This window comes from Pseudomonas frederiksbergensis (genome assembly GCF_003732275.1).
Taxonomy (GTDB): Bacteria; Pseudomonadota; Gammaproteobacteria; order Pseudomonadales; family Pseudomonadaceae; genus Aquipseudomonas; species Aquipseudomonas frederiksbergensis_H.
This window is the reverse complement of sequence record NZ_MOBM01000041.1, coordinates 32,271-48,810: the sequence shown is the minus strand read 5'-3', so window position 1 is coordinate 48,810 and position 16,540 is coordinate 32,271. Positions and strand designations below refer to the sequence as shown.

The window sequence follows — 16,540 nt, the reverse complement described above, 5'->3', positions numbered from 1 at the left end:
CCTCGCGTTATCCGATCAAGGAAGAATCATCGTCCATGCGCTCCTGCCTCTTGTTCTCGCTGCTGAGTCTCGCCCTGCAACTGAGTGGATGTGCCGCGTACCGAAATTACGATCAGGAGATGCAACAGACCAACGATCAACTATTGGTGGGCAACCTTCAGGGTGCGCTGGACCTGGTGGAATCGCACAATCCCTGGGAAGACAAGGATCTGCTCTATTACTTCGAGAAAGGCGCCATCCTGAGTGTCGCCAGTGCGCTGCCGCAGAGCCAGAAAGCCTGGCGCAGCGCCGACCAGATGGTGTTCCAGCGCGAAGAAGCGGTGCCCTCCGGCGCAATGAAACTGCTCACACGGTTTGGCAATGAAATGGGCACCCTGCTGGTCAATGACAAACTGCGTCGCTACGAAGGTTACGACTACGAAAAAGTCATGTTGACCACGCAAATGGCCCTCAACCAATTGGCTGCGAATGACTTCGACGGCGCCCGCGCCGACATCAAGAAAACCCACGAACGCGAAGCGCTGATTGCCCGTCAGCGCGAGCGGCAGTACGAAGAGCTCGAGGAGCAGGCCAAGGCCCAGGGCATTTCGGTGCGCTACAAGGATCTGCAGGGCTACCCGGTGACCACCCTCGATGCGCCAGCCGTCATCGAACTGAAGAACGGTTATCAGAGTGCGTTCAGTCATTACCTGGCTGGCTTCACCTACGAAGCCCTCGGCGAACGCGCGCTCGCCGCGCCGGGCTATCGCCAGGCAATTGAATTGCGCCCGAACCTGCCGTTTCTCGAGCAGGCGCTGCGCAACCTCGACAAGCCGCCGGCAAAAGCCGATGAAAGTGATGTGTTGATCATCGTCCAAAGCGGCCTGGCGCCGGCACGCAGCTCGGTGCGCGTGCCGATTCCGGTACGGCTCAACGAAAACCTGGTGATCGTTGCCCCGATTTCTTTCCCGGTGATGATCCCGGACAGCATCACGCCAGCGTTCGACCACATCATCGTCGATGGTCGCAAACGGCCGCTGACCGCACTCAACAGCGTCACTGACATGGCGTTGCGCACCTTGCGTGATGACATGCCCGCCATCATCTCGCGGGCCATGTTCCGCGCCAACATGGCGGCTATCGGCCAGGCCGAGGAAAACCAACGCAACCCGGCCAAAGCATCGCTGGTGGTCACCCGCGAAGACCCATTCGAGGAGGCCGACACCCGCACATGGCGCACCCTGCCGGACAAAACCCTGGTCGCGCGTCTGCCGCTGAAAAAAGGTGAACACCTGTTCATCGCGCCGAACGCGCCCGGCACCGCGCCGGTTACCCTGCGCATCAACCGTGACTTTCAAGTCATCAACCTGCGCACGATAAACACCGTGGCATTCGTCGTCGGAACGACTTACGAGCTCACCTCGCCAGCGCCGGTATCAGGCCAGAAATAAGTAATGGCACATTTGTGAAAGCATGTAATTAAAAAGCCATTACATGGCCAGCATCCCTGTTTATAATGCCGCGCCATCGTTATTGCGATATGGCATTTAAGCTCCTCTTTTTAGGAGGAATTGGCAGGAGGCCAACAGCCCTGTCGATGGTCCCAACAGCCCGACCAGCACGCGGCTGCTTATATTCAGGGAAGACGTACCCCTATGGTATTCCGCGCCCCCACCTTGATCGCGCTCAGCGCGGTCACGTTGCTTTCCGGCTGCTCGGCCTTTCGTAACTACGATTCGGAACTTGCACAAACCAACCAGCAACTGGCTTCCGGCAACGTCGACGCCGCATTGACCCTGCTGGAAAAGAACAACACCAGCAAAGACAAAGACCTGCTCTATTACTTCGAGAAAGGTGAACTGCTGCGCGCCAAGGGCGACTTGTCCGGCAGCCAGAACGCTTGGACCAGTGCCGATCAGGTGGTGGGCAAGTGGGAAGACTCGGTCAGGCTCGACACCGACAAATACCTGGCTCAGTTCGGCAGCTTCCTGGTCAACGACAAGGTTCGTCGCTACGAAGGCTACGACTACGAAAAAGTCATGCTGACCACGCAGATGGCCCTCAACCTGCTGGCGGTAAACGATTTCGACGGCGCGCGCACCGCGATCAAGAAGACTCACGAACGTGAAGCGGTGATCGCCGAGCTGCGTGACAAGGAATACCTCAAGAGCGAAGAGCAAGCCGAGAAAGAAGGCGTCAAAACCCAATACAAGGATCTTCAGGGTTACCCGGTGGCCAGCCTCGACGCACCGGAAGTGGTCAGCCTGAAAAACAGCTACCAGAGTGCGTTCAGCCATTATCTGGCCGGTTTCGTCTATGAAGCCCTGGGCGAGAAAGATCTGGCGGCACCAGGTTATCGCAAGGCCGCCGAGCTGCGGCCGAATACGCCGTTGCTGGAACAGGCGCTGGTGAATCTCGACAAACCCGCCAAGAACGATGACAGCGACATCCTGATCGTTGTGCAAAGCGGCCTGGCGCCGTCCCGCGATTCGATCCGCATTCCGCTGCCATTGCCTATCAGCAACAACGTGGTGATCACGCCGCTGTCATTCCCGATCATCAAACCGGATACCTCCACTGCCACCTTCGCCCAGATCGGCGTGGACGGTCAGCAGTTGAATCTGACGCAACTCAACAGCACCACCGCCATGTCCCGTCGCGCGCTGCGTGACGACATGCCGGGCATCATCCTGCGCACCACCGTGCGGGCGATCACTCGCGGCGTAGCACAGAAGCAGATCAACGAAACCAACCCGCTGGCAGGTCTTGCGGTCGGCATCACTTCAGCCGTGCTCGAAGGTGCCGATACCCGTACGTGGCGTACGTTGCCGGACAACACTCAGGTGGTGCGTCTGCGCTTGAAGAAAGGCGAGCATAGCGTCACGTTGCCGAGCGCCGTGGGCGGCTCGATAGTCAAGGTCACCGTCGATCAGCGCTTTCAGGTCATTACCCTGCGCGCCGTGGGCAATCAAGTATTCGCCAGCGGCGTGGCTGCGCACGTGATGCCGAGCGCCAACCCGACCGCCGTGGCCAGCCTCAAACAACCTTAAGAACGGAGTCTTTGCATGCACTTCAAATTCATCGCTGTCGTCGCGCTGGCCTTGCTGGCCGGCTGCGCCACCCCGCCACCACCAGAGCCAGGCAGCGCTGCCAGCAAGGTCGTGGCCATGGGCAAGCTCAAGAACATCGTGGTCGGCGCCATGCGCGTGGCCCGGGAAAACGGCTTCATGACGGTCAATGCCCAGCTGAGCAACACCAGCTATAACAACAAGACCTTCTACTACCGTTTTGCCTGGCTCGGCCCTGAAGGCTTCCCGGTTGCCGAAGAGGAAACCTGGAAAAGTCAGCTGATGTACGGCGAACAGACCAGTTTCATTCAGGCCATTGCGCCAACCGCCAAAGCCGTGGATTTCCGTCTCGAAATCAAAACGCCTTAAGCCCGACACCCTATTCGTTCAGTTCTAGAGAGCATTCCCCATGTTTGCACGCTTTTCGTTCATCGCCGTCATTGCCCTTCTGGCCAGCGGTTGCGCCAACACTTCGCCAACCCTGGGCAGCAAAAACATCAGCTACGGTGACACCAAGGCCGTGGAAACCGTGACCAACGAGTTCGGCTCCACCGACCTGCAGATGATCGCCGAATCCATGACCCGCTCCCTGGCCCAGTCCGGCATCCTGCAAGGCCGTCCGGTGGTGCAGGTTTACGACGTGAAGAACAAGACCAGCGAGTACATCGATACCCGCGAAATCACCACCAGCATCAAGACCCAGCTGATGAAGACCGGCGTCGCCCGCTTCGCCAGCGACAACACTGCCATGCAAAGCCAGGTTGACCAGCTCAAGCTGCAAAACCAGAGCGGCCTGTACAAGAAGAGCACCGTCGCCAAGACTGGCAACATGATCGCTGCCCAGTATCGCATCGAAGGCTCGATCAGCTCGATCGTCAAGCGCAGCAGCGATTACAAGGACGTCTTCTACAAATTCAGCCTGCAGTTGATCGACGTTGAAAGCGGTCTGGCCGAATGGATGGACGAAAAAGAGATCCGCAAAACCACGGAGCGTTAATCGATGCGCACATGGATTGGCATGATGGCCCTGGCTTGCGCGTTCAGCGTGCAAGCGGCCCCGAAAGTCGCAGTAGCGGACGTGGCGTATCAGGAACGGGTGGAGCAATACGTCCACACTGTTTCGGCCCAAAGCAACCACAGCCAGAGCTATTACGGCGCCAGTGGTTCGTCCAGTTACGAAGAGTACGAAGCCACCAGCAGCTACATCGAGCAAGGTGAACTGCGGAAATTCACCGGCGACATCAAGGGCGAGATTCTGCGCACCGGCATGTTCCAGCTGGTGCAGGGCACGCCTTATACAGCCTCGTCCAAAGGTGATGTGTATGACGTGATCAAGCGGATCAAGGCCGGTAGCTTCAAGGGTGCCGACTATGTGCTGTTCGGCACCGTGTCAGACATCGACTTCACCCGCGACATGAACGAGCTGGCCAACACTGACAGCTATTCGGCGGTGCTGGGGCTGACGCTGGTGGCGGACTTCAGCCTGATCAACACCAAGACCTTTGAGATTACCTCGGCCTTCACGGCGATGGGCGAAGGTCAGGACACCAAACTGGTGAATAGCCGGGACATCCGGGTTTCCCTGAACCGCCCACGGGTAGTACGTGATGTGTCCAAGGCGCTGGGTGAAGATGTGGCTGCGCAACTGAGCCAACAGCTTGGTGGCGGTGGCTATGAGCAGCCGGGGCAGGCGCCGCTGCGCAATAACCTGCCGCGGGATACGGCACCGGTGATTCTGCACTGATATTTCAGTAGGTACTTTGTGGCGAGGGAGCTTGCTCCCGCTCGGCTGCGTAGCAGTCGTAAATCGATTGATGCGGTTTCGGAGGAATGGTTTTGGGGCCGCTGCGCGGCCCAACGGGAGCAAGCTCCCTCGCCACAGGCAAGCCCCCTCGCCACAAAAAGCTCGCTCGCCACAATGAAAAAGGCGACCTGTAAGGGTCGCCTTTTTTGTGCCTGCAGGTTTTACACCGCGGCTTTGCGCAGGGTCGCCATGAACGCCGCCGCGCCAATGAACAGCCCGGCAAAGGTGCGGTTCATGCGTGTTTGCTGCTTGGGTGTGCGCAACAAACGCAGCACCTTGGCCGCCAGCCCGGTGTAGCCGGCCATGACGATCAGATCGACACAAATCATGGTCACACCGAGGATCAGGTACTGGGCCACCAGCGGTGCGTGGGGATCGATGAATTGCGGCAGCACCGCGAGCATGAACACCAAGGCCTTGGGGTTGCTGACGTTTACCAGAAAACCGCGAAACAACAGCGCCATCGGCTTGCCGATTTGCCGAATGGCTGCATCATCGTTCATGTCATTGGGCAGTGCGCGCCATTGCTTGACCGCGAGGTAGACCAGATAGGCCACGCCGAACCATTTGATCGCATAGAAAGCCGTGGCGGAGGCCGCGAGGATCGCACCCACACCGGCAGCGACAATCGCAATCTGCAACGCCAGGCCCAGTTGCAGACCCAAGGCGTTCCAGTAACCGCGCCAGAAACCGTAGCGCAAACCGCTGGACATCGACGCAATGGCGCCGGCACCGGGAGAAAGACTGATCACCCAGCAGGCGGCAAAAAACGCCAGCCATGTTTGAAGCACCATCGCACACCTCGACTCAGATTCGTGACAGACGTCTAAGCTAATGCGCCTTTGGGCCGATGACTACCGATTTTTTGTAGGACATGGCGACTGCCGACCAGCGTTTACGGCTGTAAGGCCTCATCGCGAGCAGGCTCGCTCCCACAGTGGTGCTCGGTTGATCACAGAAAACAGGTTCGCCGAGGATCAAATGTGGGAGCGAGCCTGCTCGCGATAGCGGTGTGTCAGGCTATAGAAAGTCTATTTTTCAAACCCGTTCGAAGAGAACACATCAGTGCCACGCCAGCGTCGAACCGAGCGCTGGAAGAACAGGCTATTGGGCACTTGCACCATGGCGCTGCCGGTACCGAGTTCTTCGGCTTCGATCAGCGTGGTGTAGAGCAGATTGATCGCCACCACCCGGCCTTTGACGCCGGGCTTGTCGGTGGTATCCACCAACTCGACCACATCGCCGATACGGAATGGGCCGACGGTAAAGATCAGAATCGCGCAAAGCAGATTGGAGAGCACGCTCCACATGGCGAAAAACGCCACGGCAGCTACTGCAACGAAACCGGACAACGCCGTCCAGAGCACCGTGGCCGACACGCCGAGGCGTTCCAGCACGAAGATCAGCGCGCTGCCCATGATCAGCCAGCGCAAACCGCCGCGCAGCGGCATGAAAAACTGCGGCGGAAACGGGTAGCGCTCACCCAATCGAGTCAGGCATTTAGCGACGACACGCTGGGCGATATAACCGGCCAGCAGGATCAGCAGGATTTGCACGACCAGCCAGAGCGGCTCGCCCCACCCTGCCGGTAAAGGCAGCTTGAAGGCGTCCATCAGGACAGTGCCTCCAGCTCCGCCTGCATGCTTTCGAGCAGTTCCAGCGCTTCCATCCAGGCTTCTTCCAGTTCGGCTTCACGCACCTTCAGCTTGGCTTGTTCAGCCAGCAGATCACGCAAATCGTTCTTGCGCATCGGCTCGTAAATGTCGCTGTCGCCAAGGCTGGTATCGATCTTCGCCAGCTTCTCGTGCAGCTTGCCCAACTCGGCTTCAAGCTTGTCGGCCTCACGCTTGTGCGGTGCCAGTTGCTGACGCAATGCAGCAGCGGCCTGGCGCTGGGCCTTCTTGTCGGTCTTGTCCGGATTGACTGGTGTATTGCTGACCGGGGCATTGCGTTGACGGTATTCGACCAGCCAACGGGCGTAGTCTTCCAGGTCGCCGTCGAACTCCTCGACCTTGCCGTCTGCCACCAGATAGAAGTTGTCAGTGGTGCTTTTGAGCAGATGGCGATCGTGTGAGACCACCAGTACCGCGCCACTGAATTCCTGCAGGGCCATGGTCAGCGCCAGCCGCATTTCCAGATCCAGGTGGTTGGTCGGTTCGTCGAGCAGCAACAAGTTCGGTCGATCCCAAGCGATCAATGCCAAGGCCAGACGCGCCTTCTCACCGCCGGAAAAATTCAGTACCGGCTCATCGATACGCGCGCCGCGGAAGTCGAAACCACCGAGGAAGTCGCGCAGGGTCTGCTCACGCTCGGTCGGCGCCAGGCGCTGCAAGTGCAGCAACGGGCTGGCCTTGGAGTCGAGGGAATCGAGCTGATGCTGGGCGAAGTAGCCAACGACGGTGTTTTCACCGCGCGTCAGGCGACCGGCCAACGGCTCTAGCTCACCGGCGAGGTTTTTGATCAGGGTCGATTTACCCGCGCCGTTCGGGCCGAGCAAGCCGATCCGCGCGCCTGGGGTCAGTTGCAGCTTGACCTTCTCCAGAATGGCTTTGTCACCGTAGCCCAGTCGAGCATCCGACAGATCGATCAACGGGCTGGAAATTTTCGTCGACTCGCGGAAGACGAAATCAAACGGAGAATCGACGTGCGCGGCGGACAGCTCTTCCATCCGCTCCAGCGCCTTGATCCGGCTCTGGGCCTGACGGGCCTTGGTGGCCTGGGCCTTGAAGCGGGCGATGTAGCTTTCCATGTGCGCACGTTGCGCCTGTTGCTTCTCGTAGGCCTGTTGTTGCTGGGCCAGACGTTCGGCACGGGCGCGTTCGAAGGCGCTATAACCACCGCGATACAGAGTGATCTTGCGTTGATCGACGTGGGCTACGTGATCGACCACGGCATCGAGGAAGTCCCGGTCGTGGGAAATCAGCATCAAGGTGCCGGGGTAGCTTTTAAGCCACTCTTCGAGCCAGATGATGGCGTCGAGGTCCAAGTGGTTGGTCGGTTCGTCGAGCAGCAACAGGTCCGAAGGGCACATCAACGCCTGCGCCAGGTTCAGACGCATCCGCCAGCCACCGGAGAAATCTCCTACTTGCCGATCCATCTGCTCATTGGTGAAGCCAAGGCCGGCCAGCAGCTTTCGAGCCCGAGCGTCGGCGGTGTAGCCGTCGGCGCTGTCGAGTTCCGAGTGCAGGCGGGCCTGAGCGGCACCGTCATGGGCCGCTTCGGCTGCGGCGAGGTCGCGTTGCACCTCGCGCAGGCGCAGGTCACCATCGAGCACGTAGTCGACCGCGATGCGTTCGAGCGTCTCGATTTCCTGACGCATGTGGGCGATGCGCCAGTCGGCCGGCAGGAAGCAATCACCCGAGTCCGGGTGCAGTTCGCCCCGGATCAAGGCGAACAGGCTCGATTTGCCGGCGCCGTTGGCACCGATGAGGCCGGCTTTGTGGCCGGCGTGCAGGGTCAGCTCGGCGTCTTCTAGCAGACGTTGCGGGCCACGCTGTAAAGTCAGGTTCTGAAGTCGAATCATAATGGCGGCGGAGTCTACCAGCTTCGCTCGCAACTGGCGCGAGTAGCACTATGTCCTCTGACCTGTGGAGCTTTTCCCTTGGCACTTACGCCCGTCCCGGCGTTGAAGATGCCTGCCTGCAATTACAGTCGGCGGGTATCAATGTGTGCTTGCTGCTCTGCGGGCTGTGGCTGGCAGAACGTGGCGTCGCCTGTAACGAACAACGATTGCAGCAACTGCGTAGCGTGGCCGAGCCTTGGGACGCAGACGTGGTGCAACCGCTGCGAGCCTTGCGGGTGAATTGGAAAGTCGTTGCCGCTGACGATAGCGAACTGAATGCCTTGCGCGAGCAAGTGAAGGCACTCGAGCTGGAAGCCGAGCGACATCTGTTGGTACGACTGGAACGATCGGCGTTGAGTTGGCCGCAAGGTGAGGCGACCGATCTATCGGCCTGGCTGGAAGGTGTAACGGCAGGCGCCGTCCACCTGGACCGCGACGCGCTGCATCAGCTGCGCGTCGCGGTAAGCAGCACTTAGGAAGCGCTGGTTGGGGTGGTTGCTGCGATCGATGCGGCGGCCGGCGTTGGCGCTGGCGTGGCTGTCGAGGTGGCTGCTGCTAAAGCAGACGTTGCTGCCGGAGCCGGGTTGGCTGGCTTGGCAACTGGCGCGGCGGCCGGCTTGGCGGCAACCGGTTTTTTCACTGCTGGTTTTGCAGCTGGCTTGGCGGCTGGCTTTGCAGCCGGTTTGGCAGCGGCAGGTTTGGCTGCTGGTTTCGCTGCGGCAGGTTTTGCAGCAGCAGTTTTGGCAGCCGGTTTGGCTGCAGCTTTTGCAGCCGGTTTTGCAGCTGGCTTGGCAGCAGTTTTAGTCGCGACTGGTTTCGCGGCAGGCTTGGCAGCAGGTTTCGCAGCGGCAGTTCTAGCCGCTGGTTTTGCAGCCGGTTTGGCAGCTGGTTTAGCCGCTGCAGTTTTCGCCACTGCCGGTTTAGCGGCGGCGGTTCTTGCAGCCGGTTTAGCGGCAGCTGTTTTGGCAGCGGCTGGCTTGGCGGCAGGTTTGGCAGCAGCTGTTTTTGCAGCCGGTTTTGCAGCGCTAGCAGCGACTGGTTTTTTTGCCGCAGGTTTAGCGGCAGGTTTTGCTGCGGCTTTCACCGGTGCTTTGGCAGCCGGTTTGGCAGCAGGCTTGGCCGGTGCTTTTGCAGCAGCCGGTTTGGCAGCGGCTTTCTTGGCAGGAGCCGCAGCAGGCTTGGCCGAACGCAGAGACAACGCCTTGCCGACAGCCTCTTGTACACGACCGACGCCCTGGGCCAGTTTCAGGCTTTCTTGAGCATCGCGCTTGAGTTGCAGAATGTAGCTGCGAGTTTCGGATTGACGATCCTTGAGGGCATCGAGCAAGTCCTCAAGCTCCTTCACCGCGCCCTTGGCTTTGGCTTGTGCCTTGGCCTTGCCGGCCGCCGCAGCGTCCTGCAATTTGGTACGGGACTTGTGCAGTTTTTCTTGCGCTTTTCCGCGTTGCTTTTCCAGTTTGGCGAGCAGTTTTTCAGCATCAGCCAAGGCTTGGGAACAAGCGTTTTCCAGATGCTCGAGCAAGCTGCCCGAGAGTTGTTGGAGTAAGTGCAACGGAGTATTTACTGGCTTCTTGGTGGCCGACATGGTTTACCTCCTGGCTGACGTGGGTGCGGCTCATACTAGACCTCTGCAGCTACCGCCGCTAGGGCATGTTGACAGTATCCAAAGCGCTGCGTTGCAACAGATTGAAATTCTTCTGCGCCTGCGTAAAACCAGTTCACCGTCGAGCACATTCACACTGGCATAATCCCCCGCATCCCAGGTCGGAGAGTGCCCATGTCGCGCTACCTTTTTTTATCACTGTGCGTGTTTTTTTCCGTGGCCCACGCCGCCGAAAAAACCAAAGAAAATGACACTCATGATCTCTCTTACAGCCTGGGCGCAAGCCTCGGTGAACGCCTGCGCCAAGAGGTTCCCGATCTGCAACTTCAGGCGCTGATCCAAGGCTTGCAACAAGCCTATCAAGGCAAACCCCTGGCGCTGAAAGATGAGCAGATCGAACAGATTCTTGCCGAGCACGAAGCCCAGGTCGCCTTGCAACCGAGCACGCCGCAAAGTGAAATCGCCCTCGAAAAAGAGCAGGCCTTTCTCGCCGAGGAAAAAGCCAGACCGGGTGTTCGTGAGCTGGCCGATGGAATATTGCTAACAGAGTTGGCGCCGGGCACTGGCGCCAAAGCTGGCCCCAACGGCAAAATCCAGGTGCTGTACATCGGTCGCCTTCCCGACGGCACGGTGTTCGATCAGAACAGTCAGCCGCAGTGGTTCAGTCTCGACAGCGTGATCAGCGGATGGCGCAGCGCGTTGCAGCAAATGCCGGTCGGTGCGAAATGGCGCCTGGTGATTCCATCGGCCGAAGCCTATGGCGCCGAGGGTGCCGGCGACCTGATTGCGCCGTTCACACCGCTGGTATTCGAAGTCGAATTGCGCGGTGCCACGAGCTGAATACCGGAAACGAAAAACGGCGCGCATAGCGCACCGTTTTTGGAGGTCTTGCAGGAAGGGGGTTCAGGCTTGAACCGGGTCCTCTTCCTTGTGAGCGGTATGCAGCACTTCGATCAGGCAGTCCTCCAGTTCGAAGCGTTCGTGCAACAAGCCACCCAGCTCCTTGAATTTCTCCGCGACACATTTACCGGCATCACACAGGTCGTTGAACGCCAGCAGCTTCTCGGTAATGACGTCGATGCGCGGGTAGATCGTCTCGGCCAACTCCAGACCGCGAGTATCACCGAACGCCTTGGCTTCGCCGGTCAGCTGTTCGTAGATCTCGAAATGCCCGGCAGACACATAGTCGACCAGCACACCGCAGAATTCCTGCAACGGTTTTCGGTTCTCGCCCAAAGCTTCGGGCTTGGCGCCGAGAGCGTCATAGGTCCGAACCAGTTCGTGACGCTCCTGCAACCAGCGATCGATCAGCAGATGCACTCCACCCCAGCGTTCCTGAGCATTCTGACAACTTTCGAGCATGGTGATTCTCTCTTCCCTTGTGGGTCATGCTGCTCTACACCTGTCGCACACTTGAAGATCAAGAGTCGACCAGGCAGAGCGTCATTCGAGCAACATAAATCCAATGACACGTGCGGGCCAGATTATGCCCGCGCGCCTATGGCTTCAAGGTACGCAGGAGATAAAGTTCATACAAGTGTTTAATCACCCGTCAGTACCCGGTGCGACGACTCGCCGCTGAGCGGTCGCTGACACGCGATCCAGACAAGGCGCAGCAACTGATACCCGCCCAGAATCATCATCGCAACGAAGAACAGCAGACTCCACTCCGGAATGCTCAGGTCGAACAGCGTCCAGGAAATTTCCGCGCAATCGGCGGTTCCTTTGAACATTCGCTGCACGACACACAACCAGGGCGTACTGGCGAACAGATCGGCCAGATCAGGCGAGCATGCCGATAGCTGATGCACCGGATCGCTCTGCAACACCACCTGCCGCCATGCAGTGATGGTCCCCGCCAGACTGCAGAGCAGACCCAGCAGCCAATACAGGAACGATCCGAAGCGGCCAGGTCCCTGTACTGAAGCCGCCAGGCAGACACCCGTGAGCAGCGCCAGGCAAACCCGCTGCAACAGGCACAACCCGCAAGGCTTGAGGCCGACCGCATATTCCAGGTAATAGGAAACGCCCAAGGCCAGGGCACCTGCAATGAAGACCATGAAAAACAAGGAGCGTGAGCAGGCCAAAGACATGGCTTTTCCGTAACAGTAGAGACAGGCGGTTACGGTAGAGGAAAGCGCAGCAGCCTTTCAAGGCAGGCCACCACGGACACTTCACCAGAAGTGTAGGGAATTCCCGACAGTGCCGAGAGGATTTGATGTAGCCCTCTGTAGGACTTTGCCGGCGAAGGATTACAACGCTGAAACAGTGGCGGATTCGAAGCGATCCCCGCCTCCTGTAGCAGCAGGCTGCGCCAGCCGCTACAAGCGCAGGAATCAGGCGTGAGCCGGCACCGGCAACGGGGCCGCCAGCAAGCGCTCATCCAGCAGACCCAAGCCCTCCTGGAACAGCTGATTACTGCGTTCGGTGTCACCCAGTTGCGCCAGTAATCGCGCCAGTTCAGCGCAGGCTTCAGGGTTGCGCTGCACACGCAGGCTGCTCTCCAGATAATCCCGGGCCTTGCCCCACAGACTGCTTTGCAGACACAAACGGCCCAACGTCAGCAACAGGCTCGGGTCGGCGGGATGATCCTTGAGCCAGCCCTCGGCAGTGTGCAGTTGCCTGGCCGGATCGCTGCCGCGAACCAGTCCGTAAAGGCGTGCCAGATGGCTGTCGTATTGGCGCTTGAGGGCTGCACGCAGGACCTCCTCGGCCTCGACCTGTGCCCCCAGTTGCCGCAATTGCTCGGCATAGGCCAGCACCAGTTGCGGTTCCTGGCGCTGAGCGGCGGTGAGTTGCTGCCAGGCGCGATTGAGCGATTGCAAACCGACAGTGCCGTCCTCTTCCCGGTGCGCAGCCAACGAAAGATTTTCACCCCAGGCCCGGCGCTCCAGCTCAGCCAGTTCGGCCGGTGGCAATACTTTGTCCTTGCGTAACTCCGGCAACAAGCGAATCACGGCCGACCAGTCGCCCCGCTGCTGAAGCAGGCGCTGCAACTGACGCAAGGTCTGGACGTTATGAGGATGACGCTCGTGCATGGCTTGCAGGGTCACCAGCGCACCTTCAGTGTCGCCGCGATCAGTCTGCAATTGGGCATGGTTCAAGGCAATCGCCAGCTCGGCCTGGGGCTGTCGCTCCAGAGCGCGCTCCAGCAGATTGTCGCTTTCCTCGTAGTGACCTTGTTCGTTCGCGGCGCGGGCAGCACCCAGGTAGTAGAGCAACGGCTGGCGCTCGGCTTCCGCTGCGCGATACAGATGACGCTGCGCGCTGGCCCAACGGCCCTCTGCCAAATCCAGTTGACCGTGCTCGATCGCCACTTGCACCCGCCGACTGCGATTGCGCCGCGACCATGGATTGACCACTCCACCGGAAGTCGTCACCAGCTCGATCAACGCCTTGATGCCCCAGAACACCAGCCACAGCACGACCACCAGGGCCAGGGTTGCCCACAGGCTCGATTCGTAACGGAAGCTCTTGTAGGCGATCAGCACGTAGCCGGAATGCTCGGCAATCGCCAGCCCCAACGCGGCGGCAGCGGCGATGACCACGAACACAATCACATAGAGACGCTTCATGGCGTGGCCTCCTGCAAAGTGCTCGCGGCAGGTTTGGCCAGAGGTTTCACCGACTCCTCGGCGTTGACGTTGCGCCGCTCGAGATAGGCCTGAACCGTACTCAACGTGCCCGTCAGATCTGGCGTGACCACCGTGACCGGCTGCTTGCTCAACTCGACCACCTGCTCGAGCATGATTTTGCTCTGAGGGTTATCCGGGTTGAAGTTGCCCTTGAGCACATCCCGCGCCTCGGCCAGCGCCTGGGTGTAAACCGCGGCCTGGCCATTGAGCGCAGCCCACTGCGCTTGCTCCAGCGACAGACTCAGGGCCAGACGAACTTGGCTCAAGCTCTGCCCTGCCAGCAACGGCCGGACATTCTTGTCGGCATTGAAATCGATACGGATATAACGCGAGATCTGATCCCACCATTGCGCCCAGCGACTGGCGCCGTCGCCATCGGCGGTCAGGCCCAGCAGGGATTCGCCACGGTCCTTGTACTCAGGCGCCAGCTCGGTGAGGCTGATCACTTGATCGCGCAAGGCACCCAGTCGCAGGAACAATCCGGTGCGATCCGGCTGTTCGGTACTGCGCAGGGCTACCAGGGTTTTGGCCACTTGCTCGCGAGCGGCAAAAGTCCCCGGGTCGTTCTGCTCACGGAGAATCTCATCGGCGCCTTGCACCAGGGCCTGGGCACTGCTGATGTCCTGCAACGCCGACAGACGCAGACTGGCCAGACGCAGCAAGTGCTCTGCTTCAGCCAGACGCCAGTCCTTGCGGCTCGCGCCGAGGACGGTTTCCAGACGTTGATTCAGGCGTTGCTGATCGCCTTGGAGTTGAGTGACCAGACGACTGCGCGCGTCAAGTTCCTCGGCGGCCGGCATTTGTTCGAGGCGGGCCGTCAGGCGTTGCTCGTTGAGCTTCAGGCTCTGCGCCTGATCATTCAGCGCCTGTACCTGACTCAACTGTTGCTGGTTATTGGCTTGCAGGTGACGCACCTGCCAGACTCCCCAACCGCCCACGGCAACACCGGCAGCGCCCAACAGCAGCGCGACGATTGCCAACCCATTGCCTCGGCGCTGCTCAACAGCAGGTGGTGCAGTTTCAACCGGTGCATCAACCTGTGCATCAAGCACGGGCCGGACGTCATCTTTAGGCAAGGCTGTTTCGCTCACGTGTCCATCCTTTGCATTAGAAAACGGGCACGGGGTGCTCCCGTAACGCCGCCAGCAAGGCCGCGGCACTGGCGCCACGACAATCCACAACTGTTTGGGCCCCGGCGGCACGTGCCAGCTCGGCGACCCTGGGGCTTGGAACAAACAACGGCAACCGCACCATGCTCGGCCAGGCATCGCCAGCCAATCGGTGCAGGTGCTCAAAACCCTGTCCACTGCTGACCACCAACCCGTTCAAGCGTTCCGCCTCGATCCGGTCAGGCAGCGTTGCCGGCGGGTACTGCGGCAAACCGCGCCGGTACAACTCCAGATACTCGACACTAGCACCAAGCTCGCGTAAACGCTCAGCCAGCAGCTCGCGCCCACCCTCCCCGCGCATGATCAGCACTCGCGGATCGGGGCCGGCGACAGCCTCGCGCAACGACGCAAGCTCAAGCAAGGCTTCACTGTCATCGCCATCGACCGGGAAGCTCACATCCAGCCCGTTACCCTCGAGGAGCTGCGCCGTCGCCGCGCCCACGCTGAACCACTTCAGAACCGGTGGCTGCGGCCAGTACTGGTTGAGCAGATCGACTGCGATTCTGGCGGCCGGCTTGCTGACCACGATCACCGCGCAATAGCTCTCCAGGTTCGGAATGATTTCGCGCATTGTGTCAGAGGCGGGAATCGGCTCGATATCCAAAAGCGGCAAGCTGCTGCTGAAAACCCCCGCGTCGGCCAGCACACGGGCAAGCGCCGCCGATTCATCCGCAGGGCGTGTCAGCAACAGGCGCCAGCCAGTCACTCGTGCCCTGCCTCGCCATAGACTGCTTTCAGAATATCGGCGGCGCCCTGGCTCAGCAGGTCTTCGGCCACTTGCACACCCAAAGCCTCGGCATCAGCCCGTGGCGCCCGGGCCTCGGCGCTGAGCAACAGGCCGCCGCTCGGATCACCCACCAAACCACGCAACCAGATCTGCTCGCCTTCAAGCACGGCGTAGCAAGCGATTGGCACTTGGCAGCCACCATTCAAATGTTTGTTGAGAGCACGTTCGGCAGTAACACGAGTGGCCGTGTCCTGATGATGCAGCGGCGCCAGCAGCGCATGGATTTCAGTGTCGGCACTACGGCATTCGATACCGACCGCGCCTTGGCCACCTGCCGGCAGACTGTCTTCGGCACTGATGGCCGAAGTGATGCGGTCTTCGAAGCCCAGGCGAATCAAACCCGCTGCGGCGAGGATGATGGCGTCGTATTCGCCGGCATCGAGCTTGGCCAGGCGAGTGTTGACGTTACCGCGCAGGAAGCGGATTTCCAGGTCCGGACGGCGGGTCAGCAGCTGAGCCTGACGACGCAGGCTGGAGGTGCCGACGATGCTGCCCGGCGGCAACTCATCCAGGCTGGCGTAGGTATTGGAGACAAATGCATCGCGCGGGTCTTCGCGCTCGCAGATGCAAAACAGACCGAGGCCCTCGGGGAAGTCCATCGGCACGTCTTTCATGGAATGCACGGCGATGTCGGCTGCGTTTTCCAGCAGCGCGGTTTCCAGCTCCTTGACGAACAGGCCCTTGCCGCCGATTTTCGACAGCGGCGAATCGAGCAGCTTGTCGCCTCGACTGACCATGGGAACCAGCGTCACGAGCAGGCCCGGATGGGCCTCTTCCAGACGAGCCTTGACGTATTCGGCCTGCCACAGGGCGAGAGCACTTTTTCGGGTGGCGATGCGGATTTCGCGAGAGGACATGGATCAATCCGTACTGAATAGATACGGCAGATAATAACAGCTCAGCCAAATCCACTTTGACTTGTATCAGAAACTG

General features: G+C 60.0%; 17 protein-coding genes. 7 read left to right on the top strand and 10 right to left on the bottom strand.

Annotated features, from left to right (window positions below):
* The first annotated feature begins 35 nt into the window (after positions 1 to 35).
* The 5 genes from BK662_RS32235 to BK662_RS32215 all read left to right on the top strand — a co-directional run bounded on the left by BK662_RS32235 (position 36) and on the right by BK662_RS32215 (position 4,791).
* Positions 36 to 1,430: a COG3014 family protein gene (locus tag BK662_RS32235; RefSeq protein WP_123360938.1), complete on the top strand. Its 1,395-nt coding sequence runs from the start codon at positions 36 to 38 to the stop codon at positions 1,428 to 1,430.
* 204 nt (positions 1,431 to 1,634) lie between these two features.
* Positions 1,635 to 3,029, top strand: coding sequence for a COG3014 family protein (locus BK662_RS32230; RefSeq protein WP_123360937.1), 1,395 nt, complete (start codon positions 1,635 to 1,637; stop codon positions 3,027 to 3,029).
* Positions 3,030 to 3,044: 15 nt separating this feature from the next.
* Complete coding sequence (locus BK662_RS32225; protein ID WP_123360936.1) at positions 3,045 to 3,416, top strand: YcfL family putative periplasmic lipoprotein; 372 nt, start codon at positions 3,045 to 3,047, stop codon at positions 3,414 to 3,416.
* A gap of 40 nt (positions 3,417 to 3,456) precedes the next feature.
* Positions 3,457 to 4,044, top strand: coding sequence for a penicillin-binding protein activator LpoB (gene lpoB / locus BK662_RS32220; protein ID WP_007899345.1), 588 nt, complete (start codon positions 3,457 to 3,459; stop codon positions 4,042 to 4,044).
* A 3-nt stretch (positions 4,045 to 4,047) separates the two neighbouring features.
* Positions 4,048 to 4,791, top strand: coding sequence for a penicillin-binding protein activator LpoB (locus BK662_RS32215; RefSeq protein ID WP_123360935.1), 744 nt, complete (start codon positions 4,048 to 4,050; stop codon positions 4,789 to 4,791).
* A gap of 221 nt (positions 4,792 to 5,012) precedes the next feature.
* Here the strand turns inward: BK662_RS32215 and BK662_RS32205 are convergent, their stop codons facing one another.
* The 3 genes from BK662_RS32205 to BK662_RS32195 all read right to left on the bottom strand — a co-directional run bounded on the left by BK662_RS32205 (position 5,013) and on the right by BK662_RS32195 (position 8,374).
* Positions 5,013 to 5,645, bottom strand: a complete 633-nt coding sequence (locus BK662_RS32205; RefSeq protein ID WP_123360934.1) for a LysE family transporter — start codon at positions 5,643 to 5,645, stop codon at positions 5,013 to 5,015.
* A 237-nt stretch (positions 5,646 to 5,882) separates the two neighbouring features.
* The gene (locus BK662_RS32200) at positions 5,883 to 6,464 is read right to left on the bottom strand and encodes a mechanosensitive ion channel family protein (RefSeq protein WP_123360933.1); all 582 of its coding nucleotides are present in this window, start codon (positions 6,462 to 6,464) and stop codon (positions 5,883 to 5,885) included.
* Positions 6,464 to 8,374 carry an ATP-binding cassette domain-containing protein gene (locus tag BK662_RS32195; RefSeq protein WP_123360932.1) on the bottom strand — a complete coding sequence of 637 codons (1,911 nt, stop codon included), beginning with the start codon at positions 8,372 to 8,374 and terminating at the stop codon, positions 6,464 to 6,466. Before BK662_RS32195 ends, BK662_RS32200 begins: the two co-directional genes overlap by 1 nt.
* A gap of 50 nt (positions 8,375 to 8,424) precedes the next feature.
* Here BK662_RS32195 and BK662_RS32190 point away from each other — a divergent pair, with 50 nt between their 5' ends.
* Complete coding sequence (locus tag BK662_RS32190; protein WP_123360931.1) at positions 8,425 to 8,889, top strand: TIGR02444 family protein; 465 nt, start codon at positions 8,425 to 8,427, stop codon at positions 8,887 to 8,889.
* Here BK662_RS32190 and BK662_RS32185 read toward each other — a convergent pair.
* Positions 8,886 to 9,998 carry an AlgP family protein gene (locus tag BK662_RS32185; protein WP_123360930.1) on the bottom strand — a complete coding sequence of 371 codons (1,113 nt, stop codon included), beginning with the start codon at positions 9,996 to 9,998 and terminating at the stop codon, positions 8,886 to 8,888. The genes BK662_RS32190 and BK662_RS32185 overlap by 4 nt on opposite strands.
* Before the next feature lie 192 nt (positions 9,999 to 10,190).
* On the opposite strand from BK662_RS32185, the gene BK662_RS32180 reads away from it, so the two are divergent.
* The gene (locus BK662_RS32180; RefSeq protein ID WP_123360929.1) at positions 10,191 to 10,856 is read left to right on the top strand and encodes an FKBP-type peptidyl-prolyl cis-trans isomerase; all 666 of its coding nucleotides are present in this window, start codon (positions 10,191 to 10,193) and stop codon (positions 10,854 to 10,856) included.
* A 63-nt stretch (positions 10,857 to 10,919) separates the two neighbouring features.
* Here the strand turns inward: BK662_RS32180 and rsd are convergent, their stop codons facing one another.
* From rsd to hemC, 6 genes are all read right to left on the bottom strand, one after another.
* Positions 10,920 to 11,378 (bottom strand): sigma D regulator, encoded by a 459-nt coding sequence (rsd, locus tag BK662_RS32175; RefSeq protein ID WP_123360928.1) that lies wholly within the window; start codon positions 11,376 to 11,378, stop codon positions 10,920 to 10,922.
* 179 nt (positions 11,379 to 11,557) lie between these two features.
* Entirely contained in the window at positions 11,558 to 12,109 is a 552-nt protein-coding gene (locus tag BK662_RS32170; RefSeq protein WP_123360927.1) for a disulfide bond formation protein B, read from the bottom strand.
* 243 nt (positions 12,110 to 12,352) lie between these two features.
* Entirely contained in the window at positions 12,353 to 13,591 is a 1,239-nt protein-coding gene (locus tag BK662_RS32165; RefSeq protein WP_123360926.1) for a heme biosynthesis protein HemY, read from the bottom strand.
* On the bottom strand, positions 13,588 to 14,742 hold the full coding sequence (locus BK662_RS32160; RefSeq protein WP_123360925.1) for a uroporphyrinogen-III C-methyltransferase: 1,155 nt from the start codon (positions 14,740 to 14,742) through the stop codon (positions 13,588 to 13,590). Before BK662_RS32160 ends, BK662_RS32165 begins: the two co-directional genes overlap by 4 nt.
* A gap of 16 nt (positions 14,743 to 14,758) precedes the next feature.
* Positions 14,759 to 15,526: a uroporphyrinogen-III synthase gene (locus tag BK662_RS32155; protein ID WP_123360924.1), complete on the bottom strand. Its 768-nt coding sequence runs from the start codon at positions 15,524 to 15,526 to the stop codon at positions 14,759 to 14,761.
* On the bottom strand, positions 15,523 to 16,464 hold the full coding sequence (gene hemC, locus BK662_RS32150) for a hydroxymethylbilane synthase (protein ID WP_123360923.1): 942 nt from the start codon (positions 16,462 to 16,464) through the stop codon (positions 15,523 to 15,525). The genes BK662_RS32155 and hemC overlap by 4 nt, the downstream gene beginning before the upstream one ends.
* Between the last annotated feature and the right edge of the window lie 76 nt (positions 16,465 to 16,540).

Coding starts and splice junctions, on each gene's coding strand:
- BK662_RS32205 (WP_123360934.1), bottom strand. CDS start 5,645: ATGGTGCTTCAAACATGGCTGGCGTTTTTTGCCGCCTGCTGGGTGATC.
- BK662_RS32190 (WP_123360931.1), top strand. CDS start 8,425: ATGTCCTCTGACCTGTGGAGCTTTTCCCTTGGCACTTACGCCCGTCCC.
- BK662_RS32195 (WP_123360932.1), bottom strand. CDS start 8,374: ATGATTCGACTTCAGAACCTGACTTTACAGCGTGGCCCGCAACGTCTG.
- BK662_RS32185 (WP_123360930.1), bottom strand. CDS start 9,998: ATGTCGGCCACCAAGAAGCCAGTAAATACTCCGTTGCACTTACTCCAA.
- BK662_RS32170 (WP_123360927.1), bottom strand. CDS start 12,109: ATGTCTTTGGCCTGCTCACGCTCCTTGTTTTTCATGGTCTTCATTGCA.
- BK662_RS32225 (WP_123360936.1), top strand. CDS start 3,045: ATGCACTTCAAATTCATCGCTGTCGTCGCGCTGGCCTTGCTGGCCGGC.
- BK662_RS32200 (WP_123360933.1), bottom strand. CDS start 6,464: ATGGACGCCTTCAAGCTGCCTTTACCGGCAGGGTGGGGCGAGCCGCTC.
- BK662_RS32215 (WP_123360935.1), top strand. CDS start 4,048: ATGCGCACATGGATTGGCATGATGGCCCTGGCTTGCGCGTTCAGCGTG.
- hemC (WP_123360923.1), bottom strand. CDS start 16,464: ATGTCCTCTCGCGAAATCCGCATCGCCACCCGAAAAAGTGCTCTCGCC.
- BK662_RS32230 (WP_123360937.1), top strand. CDS start 1,635: ATGGTATTCCGCGCCCCCACCTTGATCGCGCTCAGCGCGGTCACGTTG.
- lpoB (WP_007899345.1), top strand. CDS start 3,457: ATGTTTGCACGCTTTTCGTTCATCGCCGTCATTGCCCTTCTGGCCAGC.
- BK662_RS32165 (WP_123360926.1), bottom strand. CDS start 13,591: ATGAAGCGTCTCTATGTGATTGTGTTCGTGGTCATCGCCGCTGCCGCC.
- rsd (WP_123360928.1), bottom strand. CDS start 11,378: ATGCTCGAAAGTTGTCAGAATGCTCAGGAACGCTGGGGTGGAGTGCAT.
- BK662_RS32180 (WP_123360929.1), top strand. CDS start 10,191: ATGTCGCGCTACCTTTTTTTATCACTGTGCGTGTTTTTTTCCGTGGCC.
- BK662_RS32235 (WP_123360938.1), top strand. CDS start 36: ATGCGCTCCTGCCTCTTGTTCTCGCTGCTGAGTCTCGCCCTGCAACTG.